The 20,148-nt window shown below is 32.6% G+C and carries 21 protein-coding genes; 15 read left to right on the forward strand and 6 right to left on the reverse strand.

What is annotated here, in order from left to right:
- On the forward strand, positions 1–188 hold a 188-nt coding region (locus B2X73_RS11470), incomplete at its 5' end, for a hypothetical protein (protein ID WP_291059565.1).
- A gap of 4 nt (positions 189–192) precedes the next feature.
- Here the strand turns inward: B2X73_RS11470 and B2X73_RS11475 are convergent.
- Positions 193–1,038 carry a glycoside hydrolase family 25 protein gene (locus B2X73_RS11475; protein WP_291096464.1) on the reverse strand — a complete coding sequence of 282 codons (846 nt, stop codon included), beginning with the start codon at positions 1,036–1,038 and terminating at the stop codon, positions 193–195.
- Positions 1,039–1,126: 88 nt separating this feature from the next.
- On the opposite strand from B2X73_RS11475, the gene menA reads away from it, so the two are divergent.
- The 3 genes from menA to B2X73_RS11490 all read left to right on the forward strand — a co-directional run bounded on the left by menA (position 1,127) and on the right by B2X73_RS11490 (position 4,488).
- Positions 1,127–2,053, forward strand: a complete 927-nt coding sequence (menA, locus tag B2X73_RS11480; RefSeq protein WP_114999711.1) for a 1,4-dihydroxy-2-naphthoate octaprenyltransferase — start codon at positions 1,127–1,129, stop codon at positions 2,051–2,053.
- 17 nt (positions 2,054–2,070) lie between these two features.
- Entirely contained in the window at positions 2,071–2,751 is a 681-nt protein-coding gene (locus B2X73_RS11485; RefSeq protein ID WP_038332212.1) for a metal-dependent hydrolase, read from the forward strand.
- A gap of 105 nt (positions 2,752–2,856) precedes the next feature.
- A complete protein-coding gene (locus B2X73_RS11490) occupies positions 2,857–4,488 on the forward strand; it encodes an ABC-F family ATP-binding cassette domain-containing protein (RefSeq protein WP_291047093.1) in 1,632 nt (543 codons plus the stop codon).
- Positions 4,489–4,532: 44 nt separating this feature from the next.
- On the opposite strand, the gene B2X73_RS11495 is transcribed toward B2X73_RS11490, so the two are convergent.
- Complete coding sequence (locus tag B2X73_RS11495) at positions 4,533–5,117, reverse strand: PhnA domain-containing protein (protein WP_291047092.1); 585 nt, start codon at positions 5,115–5,117, stop codon at positions 4,533–4,535.
- Positions 5,118–5,227: 110 nt separating this feature from the next.
- Here B2X73_RS11495 and B2X73_RS11500 point away from each other — a divergent pair, with 110 nt between their 5' ends.
- A complete protein-coding gene (locus tag B2X73_RS11500) occupies positions 5,228–6,079 on the forward strand; it encodes an ATP cone domain-containing protein (protein ID WP_125350186.1) in 852 nt (283 codons plus the stop codon).
- A 41-nt stretch (positions 6,080–6,120) separates the two neighbouring features.
- Here the strand turns inward: B2X73_RS11500 and B2X73_RS11505 are convergent, their stop codons facing one another.
- Entirely contained in the window at positions 6,121–6,588 is a 468-nt protein-coding gene (locus B2X73_RS11505; RefSeq protein WP_125350185.1) for a DUF4268 domain-containing protein, read from the reverse strand.
- Positions 6,589–6,705: 117 nt separating this feature from the next.
- Between B2X73_RS11505 and B2X73_RS11510 the strand changes: the two genes are divergently transcribed.
- From B2X73_RS11510 to B2X73_RS11530, 5 genes are all read left to right on the forward strand, one after another.
- On the forward strand, positions 6,706–7,191 hold the full coding sequence (locus tag B2X73_RS11510) for a TlpA family protein disulfide reductase (protein WP_280037360.1): 486 nt from the start codon (positions 6,706–6,708) through the stop codon (positions 7,189–7,191).
- Positions 7,192–7,353: 162 nt separating this feature from the next.
- Positions 7,354–8,316, forward strand: coding sequence for a zinc metalloprotease (locus tag B2X73_RS11515; RefSeq protein ID WP_219035149.1), 963 nt, complete (start codon positions 7,354–7,356; stop codon positions 8,314–8,316).
- A gap of 97 nt (positions 8,317–8,413) precedes the next feature.
- Entirely contained in the window at positions 8,414–8,701 is a 288-nt protein-coding gene (locus B2X73_RS11520) for a hypothetical protein (protein ID WP_291059561.1), read from the forward strand.
- Positions 8,685–8,870 (forward strand): hypothetical protein, encoded by a 186-nt coding sequence (locus tag B2X73_RS11525; protein WP_291059559.1) that lies wholly within the window; start codon positions 8,685–8,687, stop codon positions 8,868–8,870. Before B2X73_RS11520 ends, B2X73_RS11525 begins: the two co-directional genes overlap by 17 nt.
- Position 8,871: 1 nt before the next feature.
- Positions 8,872–9,771: an MBL fold metallo-hydrolase gene (locus B2X73_RS11530; protein WP_291096482.1), complete on the forward strand. Its 900-nt coding sequence runs from the start codon at positions 8,872–8,874 to the stop codon at positions 9,769–9,771.
- Between the two features lie 60 nt (positions 9,772–9,831).
- Here the strand turns inward: B2X73_RS11530 and B2X73_RS11535 are convergent, their stop codons facing one another.
- Complete coding sequence (locus tag B2X73_RS11535) at positions 9,832–10,773, reverse strand: NAD(P)H-dependent flavin oxidoreductase (protein ID WP_291096484.1); 942 nt, start codon at positions 10,771–10,773, stop codon at positions 9,832–9,834.
- A 170-nt stretch (positions 10,774–10,943) separates the two neighbouring features.
- Here B2X73_RS11535 and B2X73_RS11540 point away from each other — a divergent pair, with 170 nt between their 5' ends.
- The 3 genes from B2X73_RS11540 to B2X73_RS11550 all read left to right on the forward strand — a co-directional run bounded on the left by B2X73_RS11540 (position 10,944) and on the right by B2X73_RS11550 (position 15,031).
- Positions 10,944–11,165, forward strand: coding sequence for a DUF2795 domain-containing protein (locus B2X73_RS11540; RefSeq protein WP_019976296.1), 222 nt, complete (start codon positions 10,944–10,946; stop codon positions 11,163–11,165).
- A 128-nt stretch (positions 11,166–11,293) separates the two neighbouring features.
- On the forward strand, positions 11,294–14,416 hold the full coding sequence (gene secA / locus B2X73_RS11545; protein ID WP_125350181.1) for a preprotein translocase subunit SecA: 3,123 nt from the start codon (positions 11,294–11,296) through the stop codon (positions 14,414–14,416).
- Positions 14,417–14,530: 114 nt separating this feature from the next.
- Positions 14,531–15,031, forward strand: coding sequence for a YqiA/YcfP family alpha/beta fold hydrolase (locus B2X73_RS11550; protein ID WP_280037347.1), 501 nt, complete (start codon positions 14,531–14,533; stop codon positions 15,029–15,031).
- Between the two features lie 46 nt (positions 15,032–15,077).
- On the opposite strand, the gene B2X73_RS11555 is transcribed toward B2X73_RS11550, so the two are convergent.
- A complete protein-coding gene (locus B2X73_RS11555; RefSeq protein ID WP_219035144.1) occupies positions 15,078–16,436 on the reverse strand; it encodes an acyl-CoA dehydrogenase family protein in 1,359 nt (452 codons plus the stop codon).
- A gap of 66 nt (positions 16,437–16,502) precedes the next feature.
- Entirely contained in the window at positions 16,503–17,459 is a 957-nt protein-coding gene (locus B2X73_RS11560; protein WP_219035143.1) for an NAD-dependent epimerase/dehydratase family protein, read from the reverse strand.
- Between the two features lie 339 nt (positions 17,460–17,798).
- Here B2X73_RS11560 and B2X73_RS11565 point away from each other — a divergent pair, with 339 nt between their 5' ends.
- Together B2X73_RS11565 and B2X73_RS11570 are read left to right on the forward strand one after the other, a co-directional pair.
- Positions 17,799–19,820: a M13 family metallopeptidase gene (locus B2X73_RS11565; RefSeq protein ID WP_286496203.1), complete on the forward strand. Its 2,022-nt coding sequence runs from the start codon at positions 17,799–17,801 to the stop codon at positions 19,818–19,820.
- Positions 19,821–19,872: 52 nt separating this feature from the next.
- Positions 19,873–20,148: rhodanese-like domain-containing protein (locus tag B2X73_RS11570; protein ID WP_291096487.1), on the forward strand; the 276-nt coding region annotated here is incomplete at its 3' end.

Consider the following 20,148-nt stretch of genomic DNA (forward strand, 5'->3'; position numbering starts at 1 on the left):
TTATTAATCAAAATGCACAACAGGTAGAAATTAATAAAAATAAATCATACTCAGACAGTATAATGATACCTGATGAAGATTGCGAGTATTGTTATTTTTACCCTATAATTGAAGAAAATACTATTTTAATGATAAGAAAAGATACATTGATTTATGATGAAAAAGGAGCTGTAAAATTGATTCATTAATTTTCTAAAGCGTCAAACCTTCTAAATCATCAATGGTCCCGTTGTAGATATTCACATCAACTTTATAACGTTTTACACCATCTATGGTTGCTTTTTCGGTAAATTGCCAAAAATCCCAATGCCCTTTCATTTCTTGTACCCAAAAATTGTAATTGGCAATCCAAATAATATAACCATCAAAATGATCTTGTAAATAATCTTCAAAATATTTATCTGATGTATAAATAATCGGTTTGATATCGTAATGCTCTTCAACAATTTTGCACCAATTCTTGATTCCTTCGACTAAACGATCCATGGATTGTGTTTTCGGTAAGGTTTCAATATCCAAAACTGGAGGCAAATCACCATTTTCTAATTTTACTTTTGCAATAAAATTTTGTGCTTGTAAAGTAGAGTTTTCATCTGGACGATAAAAATGATAAGCACCACGCAAAATATTATTTTCTTTTGCACCTTCCCAATTATCCTCAAAAGTCTCATCAATAGACGAAGTTCCCATTGTAGAACGGATAAAAGCAAAATTTATCGGATATAAATTGTAAATCGTATGCATTTTCGTCCAATCAATTTTTCCTTGATAATGCGAAACATCAACACCAAAAGTTTTGAGATAATATTTATCAATCACCTCAATATTTCGGATATCAAATTTTGTGACTTTACCATCAACCAATTTTTCGCCTTTCAACGATTTTTCTACAACCGAAAAATAGTAATGAATACCATGACGATAACGATATGTAAAATAAACAACGCACAAAATCAGTAAACTAATCACATAAGTCGAAAGTTTGATTTTTTTTAATGTACTAAAAATAGATTGTTGTGTTTTCTTTTTACGAGGCATTTTAGTAGTTGAAATAGATAAATTCTATGCAATATTACTTCAATTTTAGATGATAAAAAAAGTAAAATCTTCATTATCTTTGTTCAGTATGAAAAAATGGATATTAGCCGCAAGGCTTCGCACATTACCACTTTCTTTGAGTGGATTATTATTGGCTGGATTTATTGCAAAATCAGAAGGAATTTTTCGAAATGATATATTTTTCTTATCTCTTTTAACAACTTTGGCTTTCCAAATTTTATCAAATTTCGCGAATGATTATGGCGATGCGGTAAAAGGAACGGACGCAAATAGAGTAGGAGAGCAGCGTGCTGTAGCATCTGGATTGATAACTCAAAACCAAATGAAAATAGCTATTGGAATTATGGTTGCAATTTCTTTAGCTTGCGTTTCAGCATTGTTGTATGTATCTTTTTATCCAAATGATATGAAATATATTTACATTTTTCTTGGACTGGGAGTTGCGTCTATTTTTGCAGCAATGGCTTATACAATGGGAAAAAAACCATACGGATATATTGGTTTAGGTGATGTTTTTGTGTTCTTATTCTTTGGGATTTTAGCTGTTGCTGGTGGAGAATTTTTATATTCTAAAGTTTTTCAATGGCAAATTTTATTACCTGCAGCTTCGATGGGATGTTGGAGTGTAGCAGTGCTAAATTTGAACAATATGCGAGATGTGAAAAATGATGTCAAAAACAATAAAATTACTGTTGCATCAAAATTAGGTTTTCAAAAAAGTAAATATTACCAAATGGCTTTAATGACGATTCCGTTCGCATTAAGCGCATTATATGTAACGATGTCACCACTTAAACAAGGTAAATTATCTGGTTTTGTATTTTTAATTTTAATCTTTTTTGCGAACGCCATTCGTCGTCAAATTTTTGCAGTAAAAGATCCTAAAGATTTCGATCCATTCTTGAAACAAGTAGCAATGTTAGCTTTATTTTTCGCTGTATTATTAGGATATAGTTTAATCGGTTTCGATTTTATTGATACTTTAATTCGTTAATCACAAAAAAATATATAATGAAAATTCAATATTTAGGACATGCCTCGCTTGCGATTGAAGCAAACGGTAAACACATTATTGTTGATCCATTTATTACACCAAATGAATTAGCAAAGAATATCGATTTCGAAAGTTTAAAAGCGGATTATATTGTTATTACGCATGCGCATCAAGATCATGTGTATGATGTGGAAGAATTGGCAAAACGTACAGGAGCTTTGATTATTTCGAATGCAGAAATTGCTTCTTATTATTCGGAAAGAGGTTTAAAAGCACACGGAATGAATACAGGTGGTAAATTTAGTTTTGATTTTGGTTCGATTCAATCTACAATTGCATTTCATTCGAGTTCATTTGCTGATGGAACATATGGAGGAGATCCAAATGGTTACATTATCGAAAGTGAAGGAAAGCGAGTTTACATCGCTGGTGATACAGCTTTGACATACGAAATGAAGTTGATTCCGGATACAATTGGACAACTTGATTTAGCAATTTTACCAATCGGAGATAATTTTACGATGGGGGCAAAAAGTGCTTCTATTGCGGCAGAATATGTGCAAGCAACTAAGGTTTTGGGTTATCATTATGATACTTTTCCACCAATTAAAATTGATAAAGCAGAAGCGAAATCTATTTTCTTTTCGCGTCATATTCAATTGATTTTATTAGAAATTGGCGAAGATTTAACGGTTTAAGAAATTCTTTACAATATATAAAAGCTCGAGATAATCTCAAGCTTTTTTATTGATTTGATCTCGGTTGAAAAAGATTATCTTTGCCGCAATTATTCGATAAAATTTATGATTACAGTTAATGATATTGCCGTTCAATTCGGTTCTTCAACGTTGTTTAGTGGAGTTAGTTTTGTGATAAATGAAAATGACAAAATTGCCTTAATGGGTAAAAATGGTGCAGGAAAATCTACTTTACTTAAGATTGTTGCAGGAATCAATAAACCTTCTTTGGGAAATATTTCAGCACCAAAAGATGCGGTAATTGCATATTTGCCGCAACATTTGTTAACCGAAGATAATTGTTCTGTTCGCGAAGAAACGTCAAAAGCTTTTGCTGAATATTTATCAATGAAGAATGAAATTGATGAATTAAATGAGCAATTAACTGTACGAACTGATTACGAAAGTGATGATTATATGAAGCTAATCGAACGCGTTTCGGAAGTCAGTGAAAAATTTTATTCGATAGAAGAAGTAAATTACGAAGCCGAAGTGGAAAAGGTTTTGAAAGGAATGGGATTTGCGCAAGAAGATTTGGATCGATCAACTTCTGAGTTTTCGGGAGGTTGGCGTATGCGAATCGAATTGGCTAAAATTCTTTTGCGTAAACCTGATTTGATTTTATTAGATGAGCCTACAAACCACTTGGATATCGAATCAATTCAATGGTTAGAGGATTTCTTGAAAAATCAAGCCAAAGCTGTTATGGTGATTTCGCACGACCGCACGTTTGTCGATAATATTACAAATCGCACTATTGAAGTTACAATGGGACGAATTTATGATTACAAAGCCAAATATTCTGACTATTTAGTGTTGCGTCAAGATCGTAGAATTCATCAGCAAAAAGCTTATGATGAGCAACAAAAATTCATAGCCGAAAATAAATTATTTATCGAACGTTTTCGCGGAACTTTCTCTAAAACAGAACAAGTACAATCACGCGTTCGTATGTTAGAAAAGTTAGATATTATCGAGGTTGATGAGGTTGATACTTCAGCTTTGAAATTGAAATTCCCTGCGGCTGCACGTTCTGGGCAATATCCTGTTGTAGTCGAAAATTTAGATAAATCGTATGGTGATCATATTGTGTTTAAGGATGCAAATATGGTCATCGAACGAGGACAAAAAGTGGCGTTGGTTGGGAAAAATGGTGAAGGAAAATCAACAATGATTAAAGCGATTATGAATGAAATTGATTTTGAAGGAAAATTAGAAATTGGTCATAATGCACAAATCGGATATTTTGCTCAAAATCAAGCTGCTTTATTAGATGAAGATTTAACTATTTTCGAAACTGTAGATCGCATTGCAGAAGGTGATATCAGAACACAAATTAAAAATATTTTGGGTGCATTCATGTTCAAAGGTGATGATATCGATAAGAAAGTAAAAGTGCTTTCTGGAGGAGAAAAAACACGTTTGGCAATGGTAAAATTGTTGTTAGAACCTTATAATGTCTTGATTTTAGATGAGCCAACAAATCACTTGGATATGAAAACAAAGGATATTATCAAAGATGCGTTGAAAGAATTTGAAGGAACAGTAATTTTAGTTTCTCACGATCGTGATTTCCTAGATGGATTGGCAGAGAAAGTTTTCGAATTTGGAAATAAACGTGTCAAAGAACATTTCGAAGATATCAAAGGTTTTCTTGCAACAAAGAAAATGGAAAACTTGAAAGAAATAGAAAAGTAAATTTTAGATAAAAACAAAAAATCCACTCAACTGAGTGGATTTTTTTATGCTTGTTTTTTCACGAATTTCGTTAAAATAACGATTAATTGTCCGTCAACTTTTCCTTCAATTTGTTCGGTATTATCATGAACTAAACGAATGTTTCGAACAGCAGTTCCAATTTTTGCATTGATAGAAGAACCTTTTACATCCAAATCTTTAATCAATGTCACCGTATCTCCATTCACCAAAATATTTCCATTGCTATCTTTGTGCAAATCCACACTTCCGTCACCTTCGTGATCGCCAGAAGCTTTTGCCCACTCCATATTTTCGTCATCTAAATACATCATGTCTAAAGCATCAGCAGCCCAAGATTCGTTTCTAAAGCGATTTAGCATTCGCCAAGAAAGCACTTGTACGGCAGGAACTTCGCTCCACATAGAAGAAAGTAAAAATGATTCCCAAAAAGAAGCATCTAATTCCTCTTTCTTTTCAATTTGGTTGATACATTTTTGTGTAATGTAAACATTTCGATCAGGATTACTACTTGCATCAGGATTCACTTCATAAATAGCTAAATCCTCTGTAAATCCTGTCAACTCACATTGGTTGCCACTTCTTTCTTGTAAAAATGTTTCTAATTTCATATGTTGATTTTAAAGCTTTGCAAAGATAACCTTTATTTAGAATTTAAACTTTTAAGGATTTTTAATCAGAATTATTTAAATTCGTTAAGAATAAAATTCAACCTTAAAATATGTTAGTAAAGAAAAACTCAGGTGAGTTAATTCCATATAATCCAAAAGCTTTAAAACGTTCATTAACGAAATCTGGCGCAAAAAAAGAGGAAGTTGAAGAAGTTTTCGAATTAGTTTCGAAAGATCTTTACGAGGGTATTCCGACAAGAGAATTGTATAAAATTGCTTTTGCCCATCTCAAAAATTATAGAAATTCGTATGCGGCGCGTTATAGCTTGAAAAGAGCTTTGCGAGATTTGGGACCAGAAGGATACTATTTCGAAAAGTGGATTGGAAAAGTGATGCAAGCGGCAGGATATCAATCTTTGCATTCAGAAATTGTACAAGGAAATGCGGTAACGCACGAAATAGATGTGGTGGCTTCTAAAGGTGATCAGTTACTTTTTTGCGAATGTAAATTTAGAAATGACGAAGATGCCAAAATTTCGGTGACAACACCGATGTATTTTTTATCACGAATGAAAGATGTAGAAGGTCATACGTATCATTTTTTTGGACGAGATATGAAACCAACAAAAGGTTTCTTGGTAACAAATGCTTATTTGACAACTGATAGTATAGATTTTGCAAATTATTATGGAATTGGATTAATTTCTTGGGATTATCCAGAAACAAATAGTATCAAATATTTGGTTGATAATGCGGCTTTGTATCCAATTACATGTTTAACGACTTTGACGCCAGAGCAAGAAAAAGTTCTTTTGTCAAAAGAATGTATTTTGGTGAAAGATTTAAAACAAAATAATAAGTTTTTAGATTCATTAAATTTGTCTCAAGAACAACGAAACGAAGTTTTGGAAGAAACGAATGAATTGTTAGAAATCGAGAATTTTACGTGCGAAATTGCTTAAAATGAAATAAAAAAGAAGCTCAATATTGAGCATCTTTTGCTTTATAATTCTTTAAAAATCTCAAAACTATCTTTGTGATCGCACCAAAATTCATCCAAATTAATCATTCGATCTTTTAGGAACGGAATAATTTGCGGCCAATCGGTTTCTCTAAAAATACTAATGTTTTCTAAACGTATTTTTATTGTCGAAATCATTTTTCCGTCTTCGTCATAATCTTCTTTTGTCCAAATCCATTTTTCGCCAAGATAATTTTCCAAAACATTTTCATATTCCTCAAACTGTTCATAGATCATCAGTTGAACTGACGGATCTGGATGCGAAATTTCAATCGAAACCTCTGCAAACTTGCGTTCGACATCCGTTCTAAAATAAACACCTTTTATATCCGTTTTGTAATTTATCCAATTAATACGCGTTCCTTCGGCATTCATCTGCAATTTCATATACGTTCCATACGAAATCCAAAAATCCTTTTTTATGCGATAAGCATCTTCTTTTGAAAACAAATTGATTATTTTTTTACAAAAATCGGTTTAATATTCTATTCAACAAAATTTCGAGAAAAATAGCTTGGATTGATTCTTGTTCTATTACATTTGAACAAATATTTTTAAAAAGTAAATATGAAACTATTTTCTTTCCTTGGTTTAATGGGAATTTTGGCTTTTTCTACTGTAAATGCACAATCTGTAGAAACTGTAAAATATGAAGCTTTGCACGAAAAAATCACAACTTATAAAGATCAAGTTGTGGTGGTTAACTTTTGGGCAACGTGGTGCGCACCTTGTGTAGAGGAGATTCCTGCGTTTATGGAAATTAATGAAAAATACAAAGACAATCCCAATTTCAAAATGCTGTTGGTATCTTTGGATCGACCAAAAGTATTGGATAAAGTAAAGAAATTTATAACAGATTATCACATCAATACAGAAGTTGTTTTACTGGATGACACCAAGCGGATGAATGAATGGATTCCTTCTTTCGATTCCAAGTGGGGTGGAAATATTCCTGTTACAATTATTTACAATAAAGGAGAAAAAGTTGTTTTTCATGATCAAGCCATGACCAAATATGAACTGGAGGATGAAATCAATGAAATTCTTCCATAAAATCAGATGTGATATTTTTTCAATTTAACTTCCATTCTTGCAAACTATTATGTACCTGTAATTGTTTCTATTGTTAAAATATGATTTTATTCATGTTTTTAATAAATATTATTGTATTTTTAGTAGACACTAATTAAATAACACTAATTAAATAACAATAATATGAACAAACTTATCTTTACATTAGCTACACTTGCTGTATTCACAGCTTGTAGTGATGACACTAAAAACGAAATGGATCCTCAAGCAGAATCTGCTAATCAAAAAGTTGCAAGTCGAACGTGCGCTTCTGATGAAGTTTTAAAATTACAGCTATCAGAAAATCCTAATCTGGCCTCAAAAATGGCAGATATTGAAGCCCATGCCCAAAACTTTGAAAAAATGCAAGGAAAACTAGTCAATGGAACTATTGTTATCCCTGTTGTTGTAAATGTTTTGTATAAAACGGCCGCTGAAAATATTTCTTTAGCTCAGATTCAATCTCAAATTGATGTTTTAAATAAAGATTTCAATGCACAGAATGCTGATTTTTCACAGGTACCCGCTTTGTTTTCAAATGTAAAAGCAAATGTTGGGATTAAATTTGAATTAGAAACGGTGAACAGAAAACAAACAACAAAAACTTCTTGGGGAACAAATGATGCCATGAAGAAAAGTACAGGAATTCTGCCAACTTCCCCTACAACAAAACTTAATTTATGGGTTTGTACAATCGGAAGTGGTATTCTGGGTTATGCACAATTTCCCGGGGGTAGTTCTGCAACAGACGGAGTGGTAATTGATTCAAGATATTTTGGAAATACAGGAACAGCAACTTACCCGTTCAATTTAGGGAGAACAGCTACTCATGAAGTTGGGCACTGGATGAATTTACGTCACATTTGGGGAGATGGTGGTGGATGTCTAACAGATTATGTGAACGATACGCCTTATCATAATGCACCAAACTATGGTGTCCCTGCATACCCTCATTATAGTACATGTTCAGGATCTCCTGTCGAAATGACCATGAATTATATGGATTATAGTGACGATAGAGGATTATATATGTTCTCTGAAGGACAAAAAAGTAGAATGTTATCTATTTTCAGTCCGGGAGGTGCACGCTATAGCTTCGCTCAATAACATCAGGATAATTAAATATAGTAGTAAAAAACTCTTGAATGAATAGTTCAGGAGTTTTTTATTTTTTGTAAGTTTATCTAAACTTAAAACTACAAAAATGAATAAAAAACATATCAGAAAAGATGTCATTCAGCATCTTATTCAACTTAAACAAGATGAAATAAACGCCTTAAAAGAATCGGAGCGAATTTATACTGAAAGTGCTGATTTAGATGAAGAATCGAGTTTAGAGCTTGATGATTTTGCACAACAAAGTCAGTCGACAGATTCCGCCAGAAATTTACAAATAAGAATTAATCAAGCAACAGAAGATTTAAATAACTTCAGAGTACTTCGCCCTGAGTTGATTGATGAAATAACGGAAGGAAATGTTGTTTTTGACTGACAAAGTTAATTTTGTCATTGGTTTATCTTTCAAAGATTTCGAATGGGAAAATAAAAAGTTTGTAGGAATTAGTACACAAGCACCTATTTTTGAAGCGTTGGTTGGAAAAAGAGCCGGCGATAAAATAGAATTTAATGGAATAAAATATACCATAGAAGAAATATTATAGCATGCCAAAAATACATACAATAGACCTGAATTTTCAAAATGAAAAGGAAGCTATCGCAACTTATTTAATCGAAACAGAACAGGGACCGGTTTTAGTCGATCCGGGCCCATACTCCACTTTCGAAAATCTGAAAACAGGAATAGAAGCTTTAGGTTGGCGGGTAATCGATATTGAAAACATATTAATTACACATATTCATTTTGATCACGCTGGTGCTGCATGGAAATTTACAGAACATGGCGCAACAATTTTTTTAAATCCGATTGGTTTACCGCATCTGAAAAATCCTGAGAAATTGTGGGAATCTGCAAAAATGATTTATGGTGACGATATGGATCGTTTGTGGGGAGAAATGAAACCAATTGACGAAGAATATTTGGTTGGTTTGGCAGATGGACAAAGTGTGGAGTTTGGTGATGCTGTTTTTCAGACTGTTTATACGCCTGGACATGCTGTTCATCACAATGCTTATGTGTTGGACGATGTTATTTTTACAGGTGATGTAGCGGGGGTGAAGATAGAAAATGGACCTGTTTCGCCTCCTTGTCCGCCGCCAGATATTAATATTGAATTGTGGAAAGAATCGATTGCTAAATTGAGAAAAATTAATGCAAAAGGAATTTATCCGACGCATTATGGTTATCACGAAGATTTAGAAAATCATTTTGATCAATTAGAAAAAGCTTTAGATGATTGGTCAAATTATATCAAACCGATGTATGATGATAAAATTCCGACCGAAGAAATTGTCCCTGTTTTTGTCGATTATGTCAAAAAAAACTATAAAGACTTAGGTTTAACAGAAGATCAAATTCAGGTGTATGAATATGCCAATCCATGCTGGATGTCTGTTAATGGACTAATGCGTTATTGGAAATTAAAAGAACAAGGAAGATTATAAAACGAAAAGCTGTCAAAAATTTTTGACAGCTTTTTTATAGTGTTTAAAACTGAACGATGATTATAATCGAATTAATTTATCTTTTGCAACTTGATAATCTACTAATAAATCGTCGAAAACTTCTGCAACTGTCGGAATAGAATCGATTAATGACGAAACTTGACCAATTTCTAATTCTCCATTTACCAAATCGCCTTCAAACATTCCTTTCTTAGAACGTCCTCTACCCAAAAGTTCTTTCAAATCTTCTGCGGTTGTGCCTTGTTGATATTTTTCTTGAACTTGATTATAAAACTCATTTTTAATCAATCGAACAGGAGCCAATTCTTTCAATGTAAGTTGCGTGTCACCTTCTTGCGCATTTACAATCACATCTTTGAAAGCTTGATTAGCAGAAGATTCCTGAGTTGCAGCAAAACGAGAACCAATTTGTACTCCATCTGCACCTAATGCAAATGCTGCTAAAATTTGAGAACCTGTTCCAATTCCTCCAGCAGCAATTAATGGAATATCGATTTGACGTTTCACATTCGGAATAAGACAAAGTGTAGTGGTTTCTTCTCTGCCATTATGTCCGCCAGCTTCAAAACCTTCTGCCACGACAGCATCCACTCCTGCATCTTGAGATTTTAATGCAAATTTGGCACTACTGACAACATGTGCAACAGTTATTCCTTCTTTTTTTAAAGTTTCTGTCCACGTTTTTGGATTTCCGGCAGAAGTAAAAACAACTTTTACACCTTCCTCCACAATAATTTGCATAATTTCTTCAATATTCGGATAAAGCATTGGAACATTAACGCCAAAAGAATGATTTGTAGCAGCTTTACACTTCTTTATATGCTCGCGTAAAACATCAGGATACATGCTTCCAGCACCTATTAAACCTAGTCCTCCAGCATTACTTACAGCTAACGCTAATCGCCAACCACTATTCCAAATCATACCACCTTGAATAATTGGATATTTTATTGCAAATAATTTTGTTATATTCGTGTCCATTTTCGTTATATTTAGGCATAAAATTAAATAAATATAGAGAACGAAAAAATTTAATTTTAACATAAATACTGACAGTTTGACTTTGGCAGATTATTTGATTTGCAAAAAATCAAATTTTAGAAAATAAATTAGAGTTTAATTGTCTCTACTAATAATAAAAAATATAAGCTATGTATTGGACTTTAGAATTAGCATCTTATTTAAGTGATGCACCTTGGCCAGCAACAAAAGATGAATTAATTGATTACGCAATTCGTACTGGTGCACCTTTGGAAGTTGTAGAAAACTTACAATCTATTGAGGATGAAGGAGATTCTTACGAAAGCATTGAAGAAATTTGGGCTGACTATCCAACGGACGACGATTTCCTTTGGAACGAGGACGAATATTAAAAATAAAAAAGCCCAAATTGGGGCTTTTTTCGATTCTATAATCTATAACTAACATAGTTAACGTATATTTGCATCTTAATTAGTCTCAAATATATTGTGGCTAATTTTGACGAAGAACGCAGAAAAATATGAATATTTTAAACAAAATTTTACAAGGTTTCTTAGGTGATAAGAATGCCAAAGATGTAAAAGAATTACGAAAATATGTTGACTTAGCGAATGAAGCTGGTCAAAAGCTTAGTTCATTATCAATTGATGAATTAAGAGGGCAAACTTTAGAGTTTAAAGCTAAATTAGCTGATGCGACTAAAGATTTCAAAACTCAAATTGAAGAGTTAAAAAAACAAGTTGAGGAAACAGAAGATTTTGGTGTAAAAGAAGATTTATACGCTAAAATTGATAAAATCAATAAAGAAGCATACGAAGTAGAAGAGAAGATTTTATTAGAAATCTTACCAGAAGCTTTTGCTGTAATGCGCGAAACAGGGAAACGTTTTACTGAAAACGAAACGTTAGAAGTTACAGCTTCTGAGTTTGATAAAGTTTTGGTAAATCGTGGACACGATTTCGTTTCTCTTAAAGATGATAATACTGCAATCTGGAAAAACTCTTGGGATGCAGCAGGTCGTCAAGTAACATGGGATATGTCTCATTACGATGTTCAGTTTATTGGAGGTACCGCTTTACACTTAGGTCGTATTGCGGAGATGCAAACAGGGGAAGGTAAAACGTTGGTTGCAACTTTACCTATTTACTTAAATGCACTAACTGGTCGTGGAGTTCACTTAGTAACGGTGAATGATTACTTGGCAAAACGTGATATGGCGTGGATGCGTCCAATTTTCTCTTTTCATGGTTTATCAGTAGATTGTATCGATAATCACCAACCAAACTCTCCAGGTCGTCGCGATGCGTATGCATCTGATATTGTTTATGGAACAAATAACGAATTTGGTTTCGACTATTTACGTGACAATATGGCAAATACACCAGATGCTTTGGTACAACGTGAATTAAATTTTGCGATTGTCGATGAGGTCGATTCAGTTTTAATTGATGATGCTCGTACACCATTGATTATTTCTGGTCCAGTTCCACAAGGAGATCGTCACGAATTTGATGTATTAAGACCAAAAATTGATCGTTTATATCAAATGCAACGTGAGATGTTAGGAAAAACATTAAACGAAGCAAAAACATTATTCAAACAAGGAGATTTAAAAGAAGGTGGTTTCAAATTATACCAAGTTTACCGTGGTTTACCAAAATACAAACCATTAATCAAATTCTTATCTCAAGATGGTATTCGTGCTCAATTACAAAAAACAGAAGCGCATTTTATTCAGGATAATAACCGTGAAATGCCAAAAGTTGACGAGCATTTATACTTTGTTATTGATGAAAAACAAAATCAATCAGATTTAACAGATAAAGGAATCGAGTATTTGTCTAAAGGAATGGAAGATGAGAATTTCTTCATTTTACCAGATGTTTCGACAAATATTGGAGCAATTGAAAATTCAGGAAAAACTAAAGAAGAAATTCTTCAAATGAAAGAAGAATTTTTCCGTGATTTCTCAATCAAATCTGAGCGTATCCATACTTTAAGCCAATTGTTAAAAGCATATACATTATTCGAAAAAGATATCGAGTATGTTGTGGTTGAAGGTGAAGTAAAAATCGTTGACGAATCGACAGGTCGTATTATGGATGGTCGTCGTTATTCGGATGGATTGCACCAAGCAATTGAAGCGAAAGAGAATGTAAAAATTGAAGCAGCTACACAAACGTTTGCGACAATTACATTACAAAACTATTTCCGTATGTACAATAAGTTAGGAGGTATGACTGGTACAGCGGAAACTGAGGCAGGTGAGTTCTGGGAAATTTACAAATTAGATGTTGTTTCTATTCCAACAAACCGCCCAATTTTACGTAACGATAAAAACGATATTGTTTTCAAAACAAATCGTGAAAAATATAAAGCAGTAATCGAGGAAATTGTTCGTTTATCTCAAGATGACAAACGTCCAGTTTTAGTTGGAACAACTAATGTTGAGATTTCTGAGTTATTATCAAAAGCATTAAAATTACGTGGAATTAATCACAATGTTTTAAATGCAAAATTACACAAAAGCGAGGCTGATATTGTAACAGAAGCTGGTAAACCAGGAGCTGTAACAATTGCAACGAATATGGCTGGTCGTGGTACCGATATTAAATTAACGAAAGAAGTAAAAGAATCTGGAGGTTTAGCAATTATTGGTACTGAACGTCACGATTCTCGTCGTGTAGACCGTCAGTTACGTGGTCGTGCTGGTCGTCAAGGAGATCCAGGATCATCTCAATTCTTCGTTTCATTAGAAGATTCATTAATGCGTTTATTCGGTTCAGAAAGAATTGCAAAATTAATGGACCGTATGGGACACAAAGATGGTGATGTGATTGAACATTCTATGATTACAAAATCTATCGAGCGTGCACAGAAAAAAGTAGAAGAAAATAACTTCGGTATTCGTAAACGTTTGTTAGAGTATGATGATGTAATGAATAAACAACGTGAAGTAATTTACAAACGTCGTCACAATGCATTGTTCGGAGATCGTTTGGAAGTTGATATTGCAAATATGATTTATGATGTTGCGGCTTCTGTTGTAAAATCTAACAAAGATTTCGAAGATTTTGATCAATATGAATTAGATTTAATTAAATTCTTTACAATGGGAACTCCTGTTACTGAAGATGAATTTAGATCTAAATCAATCAAAGATTTAACAAATATTACGTACGACGCAGCAATTGAAGATTACAAAGCACGTATGAAATATGTTGCAGAAACAGCTTTCCCAGTAATTTCGAATGTTTTCGAGAATCAAGGACATATGTTCTCTCGTATTCAAGTACCATTTACAGACGGAATTCGTCAAATGACAGTTGTTTGTGATTTGAAAGAAGCATACGAATCTCAAGGTAAAACTTTAATAAAAGATTTCGAAAAATCAGTTGTATTAAGTTTGATTGATGATAACTGGAAAGAGCATTTACGTGATGTTGATGACTTACGTAAAACGTCTCAAAATGCGGTTTACGAACAAAAAGATCCATTGGTTGTTTACAAACAAGAGTCTTTCCATATCTTCCAAAGAATGTTAGACACAGTGAACAAAGAAATTATTTCGTTCTTGTTCAAAGGAGAATTACCAAATACTCAAAAAGAAGAATCTGTAGAGGAAACTGAATCAGTAAACTAAAAAGATTTTTTTATATAACTTTAACCCTTTCTGAAATTTTCTGAAAGGGTTTTTTAGTATTTTTACATTAACTACTGAAAGTTTTCAGTATCAAATTATTAAAATTTTAAACAAATGAAATTTGCATACTTACACGGCTACCAAGGTTTTGTAACAGATGAAAAGAGAGAATATTTAGATTCTTTGGGAGAATGTTATGCACCATCAATTGATTACGATAATGCTCCAACTTTGATTCAAGATTTGATTGAACATTTTACAAAGGAACCAATCGAATTTATTGCAGGGACAAGTTTAGGCGGAATGATAAGTTATTATTTGGGATTATTGTTAAATGTTCCAGTTTTGATGTTTAATCCTGCTGTAATAGCGGTAGAACGTTTAAAACCTTTTTTGCCAGAACAATTATTAAAAGGAGTTCCAACAAAATCAAATTTAATTTTTACAGGATTAAAAGATGATGTGATCGAACCAAAATTTCAGATTGAATTTGTAGAAAATCTTCAAAAACAAAACGGAAATATCGAACAGATTTTTGATGCTGAAATGACACATTTAATCACATTAGAAGAATTCGAAAAAGCTTTTGAAACTTTTTTGGAGAACAAAAAGTAGATAAAAAATCCCAATAAATTAATTTATTGGGATTTTTAAATTTTATTTATACAAACGCGCTAAATCCTGTGATAGATCGACCTACAATAAGCGAATTGATTTCTTTTGTGCCTTCGTAGCTGTAAATGGCTTCGGAGTCGGCAACAAAACGAGCGACGTCATGCTCTAATAATATTCCATTTCCGCCCATTACTTCTCGTGCTCGTGAAACGACATCGCGTGTTCTCATTGTACAAAAAACTTTAGCTAAAGATGCGTGTTCGTCTAGTAAAATTCCCTCGTCTTGCATTTCAGATAAGCGAAAAACTAAAGTTTGCATTGCTGTTAAATTAGATAACATTTCTACCAAATGTCCTTGTATCATTTGAAAAGAAGCAATTGGTTTTCCAAATTGTTTTCGATTTCGAGTGTAATCCAAAGCGCTTTCATATGCTCCACGAGCGCATCCAGTTGCCATCCAAGCAACTCCAGCTCTCGTCATTCGCAATACTTTTGCCGTGTCTTTAAATGAATTAGCATTTTGTAAACGATTTTCTTCTGTAATTAAACAATCTTTCAGAGTAATCAAGCCATTCTGAACAATTCGTAAAGCCATTTTTCCTTTAATTTTTTCTACAGAAAAGCCAGGATTATTATTCTCGACAATAAAACCTTTTACTTCACCATCATCTAAATCCCTTGCCCAAATAATCACTAAATCTGCAAAAGTCGCATTTCCAATCCATTTCTTTTGACCGTTTAAAATCCAACCTTCTTCTGTTTTTTTACACGTTGTTGTTAAACCTCCTGCCGCACCAGAACCAACTTCGGGTTCAGTTAATCCAAAAGCTCCAACTTTATCAAATTTTTGCATTTGTGGTAACCATTTTGCTTTTTGTTCTTCCGATCCACACATATAAATTGATCCCATAGACAAACCAGATTGTACGCCAAAAAAAGTTGCAATCGAAGCATCTACACGAGCCATTTCCATAGCCAAAACGCCTTCCATAATAAAAGGTAAATTTGGACAACCATAACCATCATAAGTGACGCCACAAATGTTGAGTTCTTTAAATTTTGGAATTAATTCAAAAGGAAATTGATCGCGAAGCCAATAATCATTAACAATTGGTTTAACTTCTTTTTCCATAAAAGCTCTTACTTTTAATTGTAATTCACGCTGTTCTGGAGTTAAAGTGTGAAAAACATCGTAGAAATCACCATCAATTGGAGGAAGTTCTTTGTGTTTTTTATTTGGATTTAACATTTTCATCATTCCTTGAAGTTGTTTATCATCAAGTTTAGAAAAGTTTTCCATTAAAAGAGGTAAATCTACTTTTTGAGAAATTTTATTTAATTGCTCTAAATTAACAGATTTTAGTAGATGGACGATATTTTTTAAATTAGAAAATGCTCCTGACATATTTTGTGGTTTTTTAACCAAAAATTATCAAAGAGCATTCCTAAAATATTGTATTGTAAGAAAAAATTAAGCTTTACCTAATTTTATTTTCAAATTGTCTAACATTGTAGTTGTCATTTTATCGATATCAAATTTTGGTTCAAATCCCCAATCTGCTTTTGCAACAGAATCATCGATAGAAGACGGCCAAGAATCTGCAATAGCTTGACGGAAATCTGGTGCATAATCGATTGTGAAATTTGGAATATGTTTTTTGATTTCTGCTGCTAAATGTTCTGGTGCGAAGCTTAAACCTCCTAAATTATAAGATTTAAATTCACCTAATTGTTTTGGATCAGCAGACATTAATTCAATAATGGCATTTATTGCATCATCCATATACAACATTGGTAAATAAGTTCCTTCTTTCAAGAAAGAAGTATATTTTCCATCTTCAATTGCTTTGTAATAAATATCAACTGCATAATCTGTAGTTCCACCTCCAGCAGGAGTTTTCCAAGAAATAAGACCAGGAAAGCGAACAGAACGAACGTCTACATTATGATTTTGTTGGTACCATTTGCACCAATATTCTCCTGACAATTTGGAAATGCCATAAACTGTAGAAGGAGTTTGAATTGTATTTTGTGGTGTATTGTCTTTTGGTGTATCTGGACCAAAAACACCAATAGAAGAAGGCCAAAAGATTTTATCGATTACTTTATCTTTCGCTAATTCAAGGAAAGTAAGCAAAGTGTCCATGTTTAATTTCCAACCAAACATTGGATTTTTTTCAGCTGTACCAGAAAGTAGAGCCGCTAAATGATAAACAGTTTTAATATTGTGTTTTGCAATGACTTCTTTTATTCGATCAGCATCCATTACGTCAATTACTTCGTAAATTCCGTCGTAATCAACATCTTTAGGATCACGTATATCAGAAATAATTACATTATTTTTTCCATGAATGGTTTTTAATTTCTCAGCCAATTCAGAACCAATTTGTCCTAAAGCGCCGGTGATCAAAATCGTATTGGTTTCCATCTTAAAAAGTTACTTTTGTTTGGTTCCAAATTTAAAGATTTTCTATTGAATATGGATATAGTAAAATAATATTTAGATATTAATAAAGAAATCGATTGTTTTTTGTTAAATATATAAATATGGAATGATATATATAGAAAAATTTTCTGTTTTAATAAGCTTTTTACAATATAAAATATCTTAAATGATAAAGAGTTTTGGTTTGAAAGTTTTAAAAATGTTAATCTTCCTCTTCAAAAGTGTCAAAAATTGCACGAATAATTAATACTTTATTTAGTAAATTTGTAACAAAGGTCGTATTAATTTCGACATATCATATCAAAAATACTTAGTAGAAATATGAAAAAACAACTATTTGTTGCTGCATTTGCATGTACTTCTGTTTTAGCAATTGCGCAAGAATCATATCAGGCTTTTAATCCAAATTATATGGATAAGTCTGTTCGTCCACAAGATGATTTATATAATTATGTAAATGGTAATTGGATGAAAATTACAGAAATTCCATCTGATAGAGCAAGATGGGGAAGTTTCGATGAATTGAGAGAGAATACAGATAAGGTTTCTTTGAAATTGGTAAAAGATTTATTGAATAATAAATATGCTCAAGATTCTAATGAACAAAAAATTTCTGACTTATACTCAGCTTACACAAACATGGAAGCTAGAAATAAAACAGGAATTGCTCCAATTCAGAAATATTTTAAGCAAATTGATGCAATCAAAAATTTGACAGATTTACAAGCGTATTTAACAGAAGTTACTCCAATTGGAGAGAATCCATTTTATGGTGTTTCTGTTTATACTGATATGAAAAATAGTACGCAAAATGCTGTTTATTTAGGAAGTGTTGGATTAACTTTAGGTAAAACATATTACCAAAAAGAGGATGCCAAAAATACTGAAACTTTAGCTAACTTAAATCAATATATCGATCAAGTTTTTCCTTTTACAGGATCTAAAACTCGTGATTTAAAAGGACCAAAAATTGTTGCTTTCGAGAAAATGATGGCAAAATATATCAAAACTGTTGAAGAAAGCCGTGATCCAAATAAATCTTATAATTTAGTAACATTATCGGAAGCAGGAGCTTTTTCTAAGAATGTTGATGTAGTGAAGTTTGTAAAGTCTTTCGGAATTAATCCTGACAAAGTAATCATCCGTGAATTAGATTATTACAAAAATTTAGATAAAATCATAAATCAAGAGAATTTACCAATCATCAAAGATTATTTGAAATTCAAATTGATTGATTCTTTTTCTAATTCTTCTACAACTGAATTAGAAAAAATTAATTTTGACTTCTATGGTAAAAAATTATCTGGTCAAAAAGAACAAAGAGCTTTAGATAAAAGAGGTTTGGCTTATGTAAATGGAACAGTTGGTGAGTTATTAGGACAAATTTATGTGAAAGATAATTTTCCACCAGAGGCAAAAGCAAAAGCGCAAGAATTGATTAGTTATTTATTTAAATCGTTTGATATGCACATCAATAATTTAGAGTGGATGTCAAAGGATACAAAAGTAAAAGCAATTGAAAAGTTAAATAAATTTACGGTTAAAATTGGTTACCCTGATAAATGGAAAGATTATTCAGGATTTAAAGTTAAATCAATTAAAAATGGAGGATCTTTAATTGAAAATAATTTAGCTTACAGTCAATGGAGATTCCAAGATAATTTGAAAGATTTTGGAAAACCAGTAGATAAAACACGTTGGGGAATGTCTCCACAAACAGTTAATGCTTATTTTAATCCAACAAATAACGAAATTGTATTCCCAGCAGCAATTTTACAAGCACCATTCTATGATTATAGAGCAGATGCAGCTGTAAACTTTGGAGGAATTGGAGCAGTTATTGGTCACGAAATTTCTCATGGATTTGATGATTCGGGAGCTAAATTTGACGGAGATGGAAATTTAGTGAACTGGTGGACACCTCAAGATGAAGAAAAATTTAAAGCAGCAACAGGTGCTTTAGCAAGACAATATGATGCTTACGAACCAGTAGCAGGAACACATGTAAATGGAATTTTTACATCTGGAGAAAATATTGGAGATTTAGGAGGAGCTTCTGTTGCTTTTGATGCTTTGCAAATGTATTTAAAAGATAAAGGAACTTACGGAAACATAGATGGATATACTCCGCAACAACGTTTCTTCTTATCTTGGGCAACTATTTGGAGAACAAAAGCGACTGACGAAGCTTTAGTAAATCAAGTGAAAACAGATCCACATTCTCCTGGATATTACCGTTCTTTTGGACCAATCGTTAATATTGATGCGTTCCACGATGCGTTTAAAACAAAACCAGGAGATAAATTGTACAAAGCACCAAAAGACCGTATTAGAATTTGGTAAGATGCTTGGCAAAATTATTGATTGGATAAAAAATAGAAATAGAATTATTAAAATGACAACAGTTGAAGCAATAAACAATGCTAATGTAACATTAGTGGATGTTCGTGAGCCTTTTGAATTGGATACAGATGGATTTGTTCCAAATGCAATCAATATTCCATTAGGAGAAGTTCCTACAAGAGTAGAGGAATTTAAAGCAATGTCAAGACCTATAGTAGTTTTTTGTAGAAGCGGTAACCGTTCAGGTCAAGCTGCACAATATTTGCAAGCGCAAGGTGTAGACGAAATTTTTAATGGAGGAGGTTTTCAAGATGTCTTAGATGTTTTG

Origin of the sequence: Empedobacter sp. UBA7252, from assembly GCF_002472765.1 — a bacterium.
In the GTDB taxonomy this organism is placed as follows: Bacteria; Bacteroidota; Bacteroidia; order Flavobacteriales; family Weeksellaceae; genus Empedobacter; species Empedobacter falsenii_B.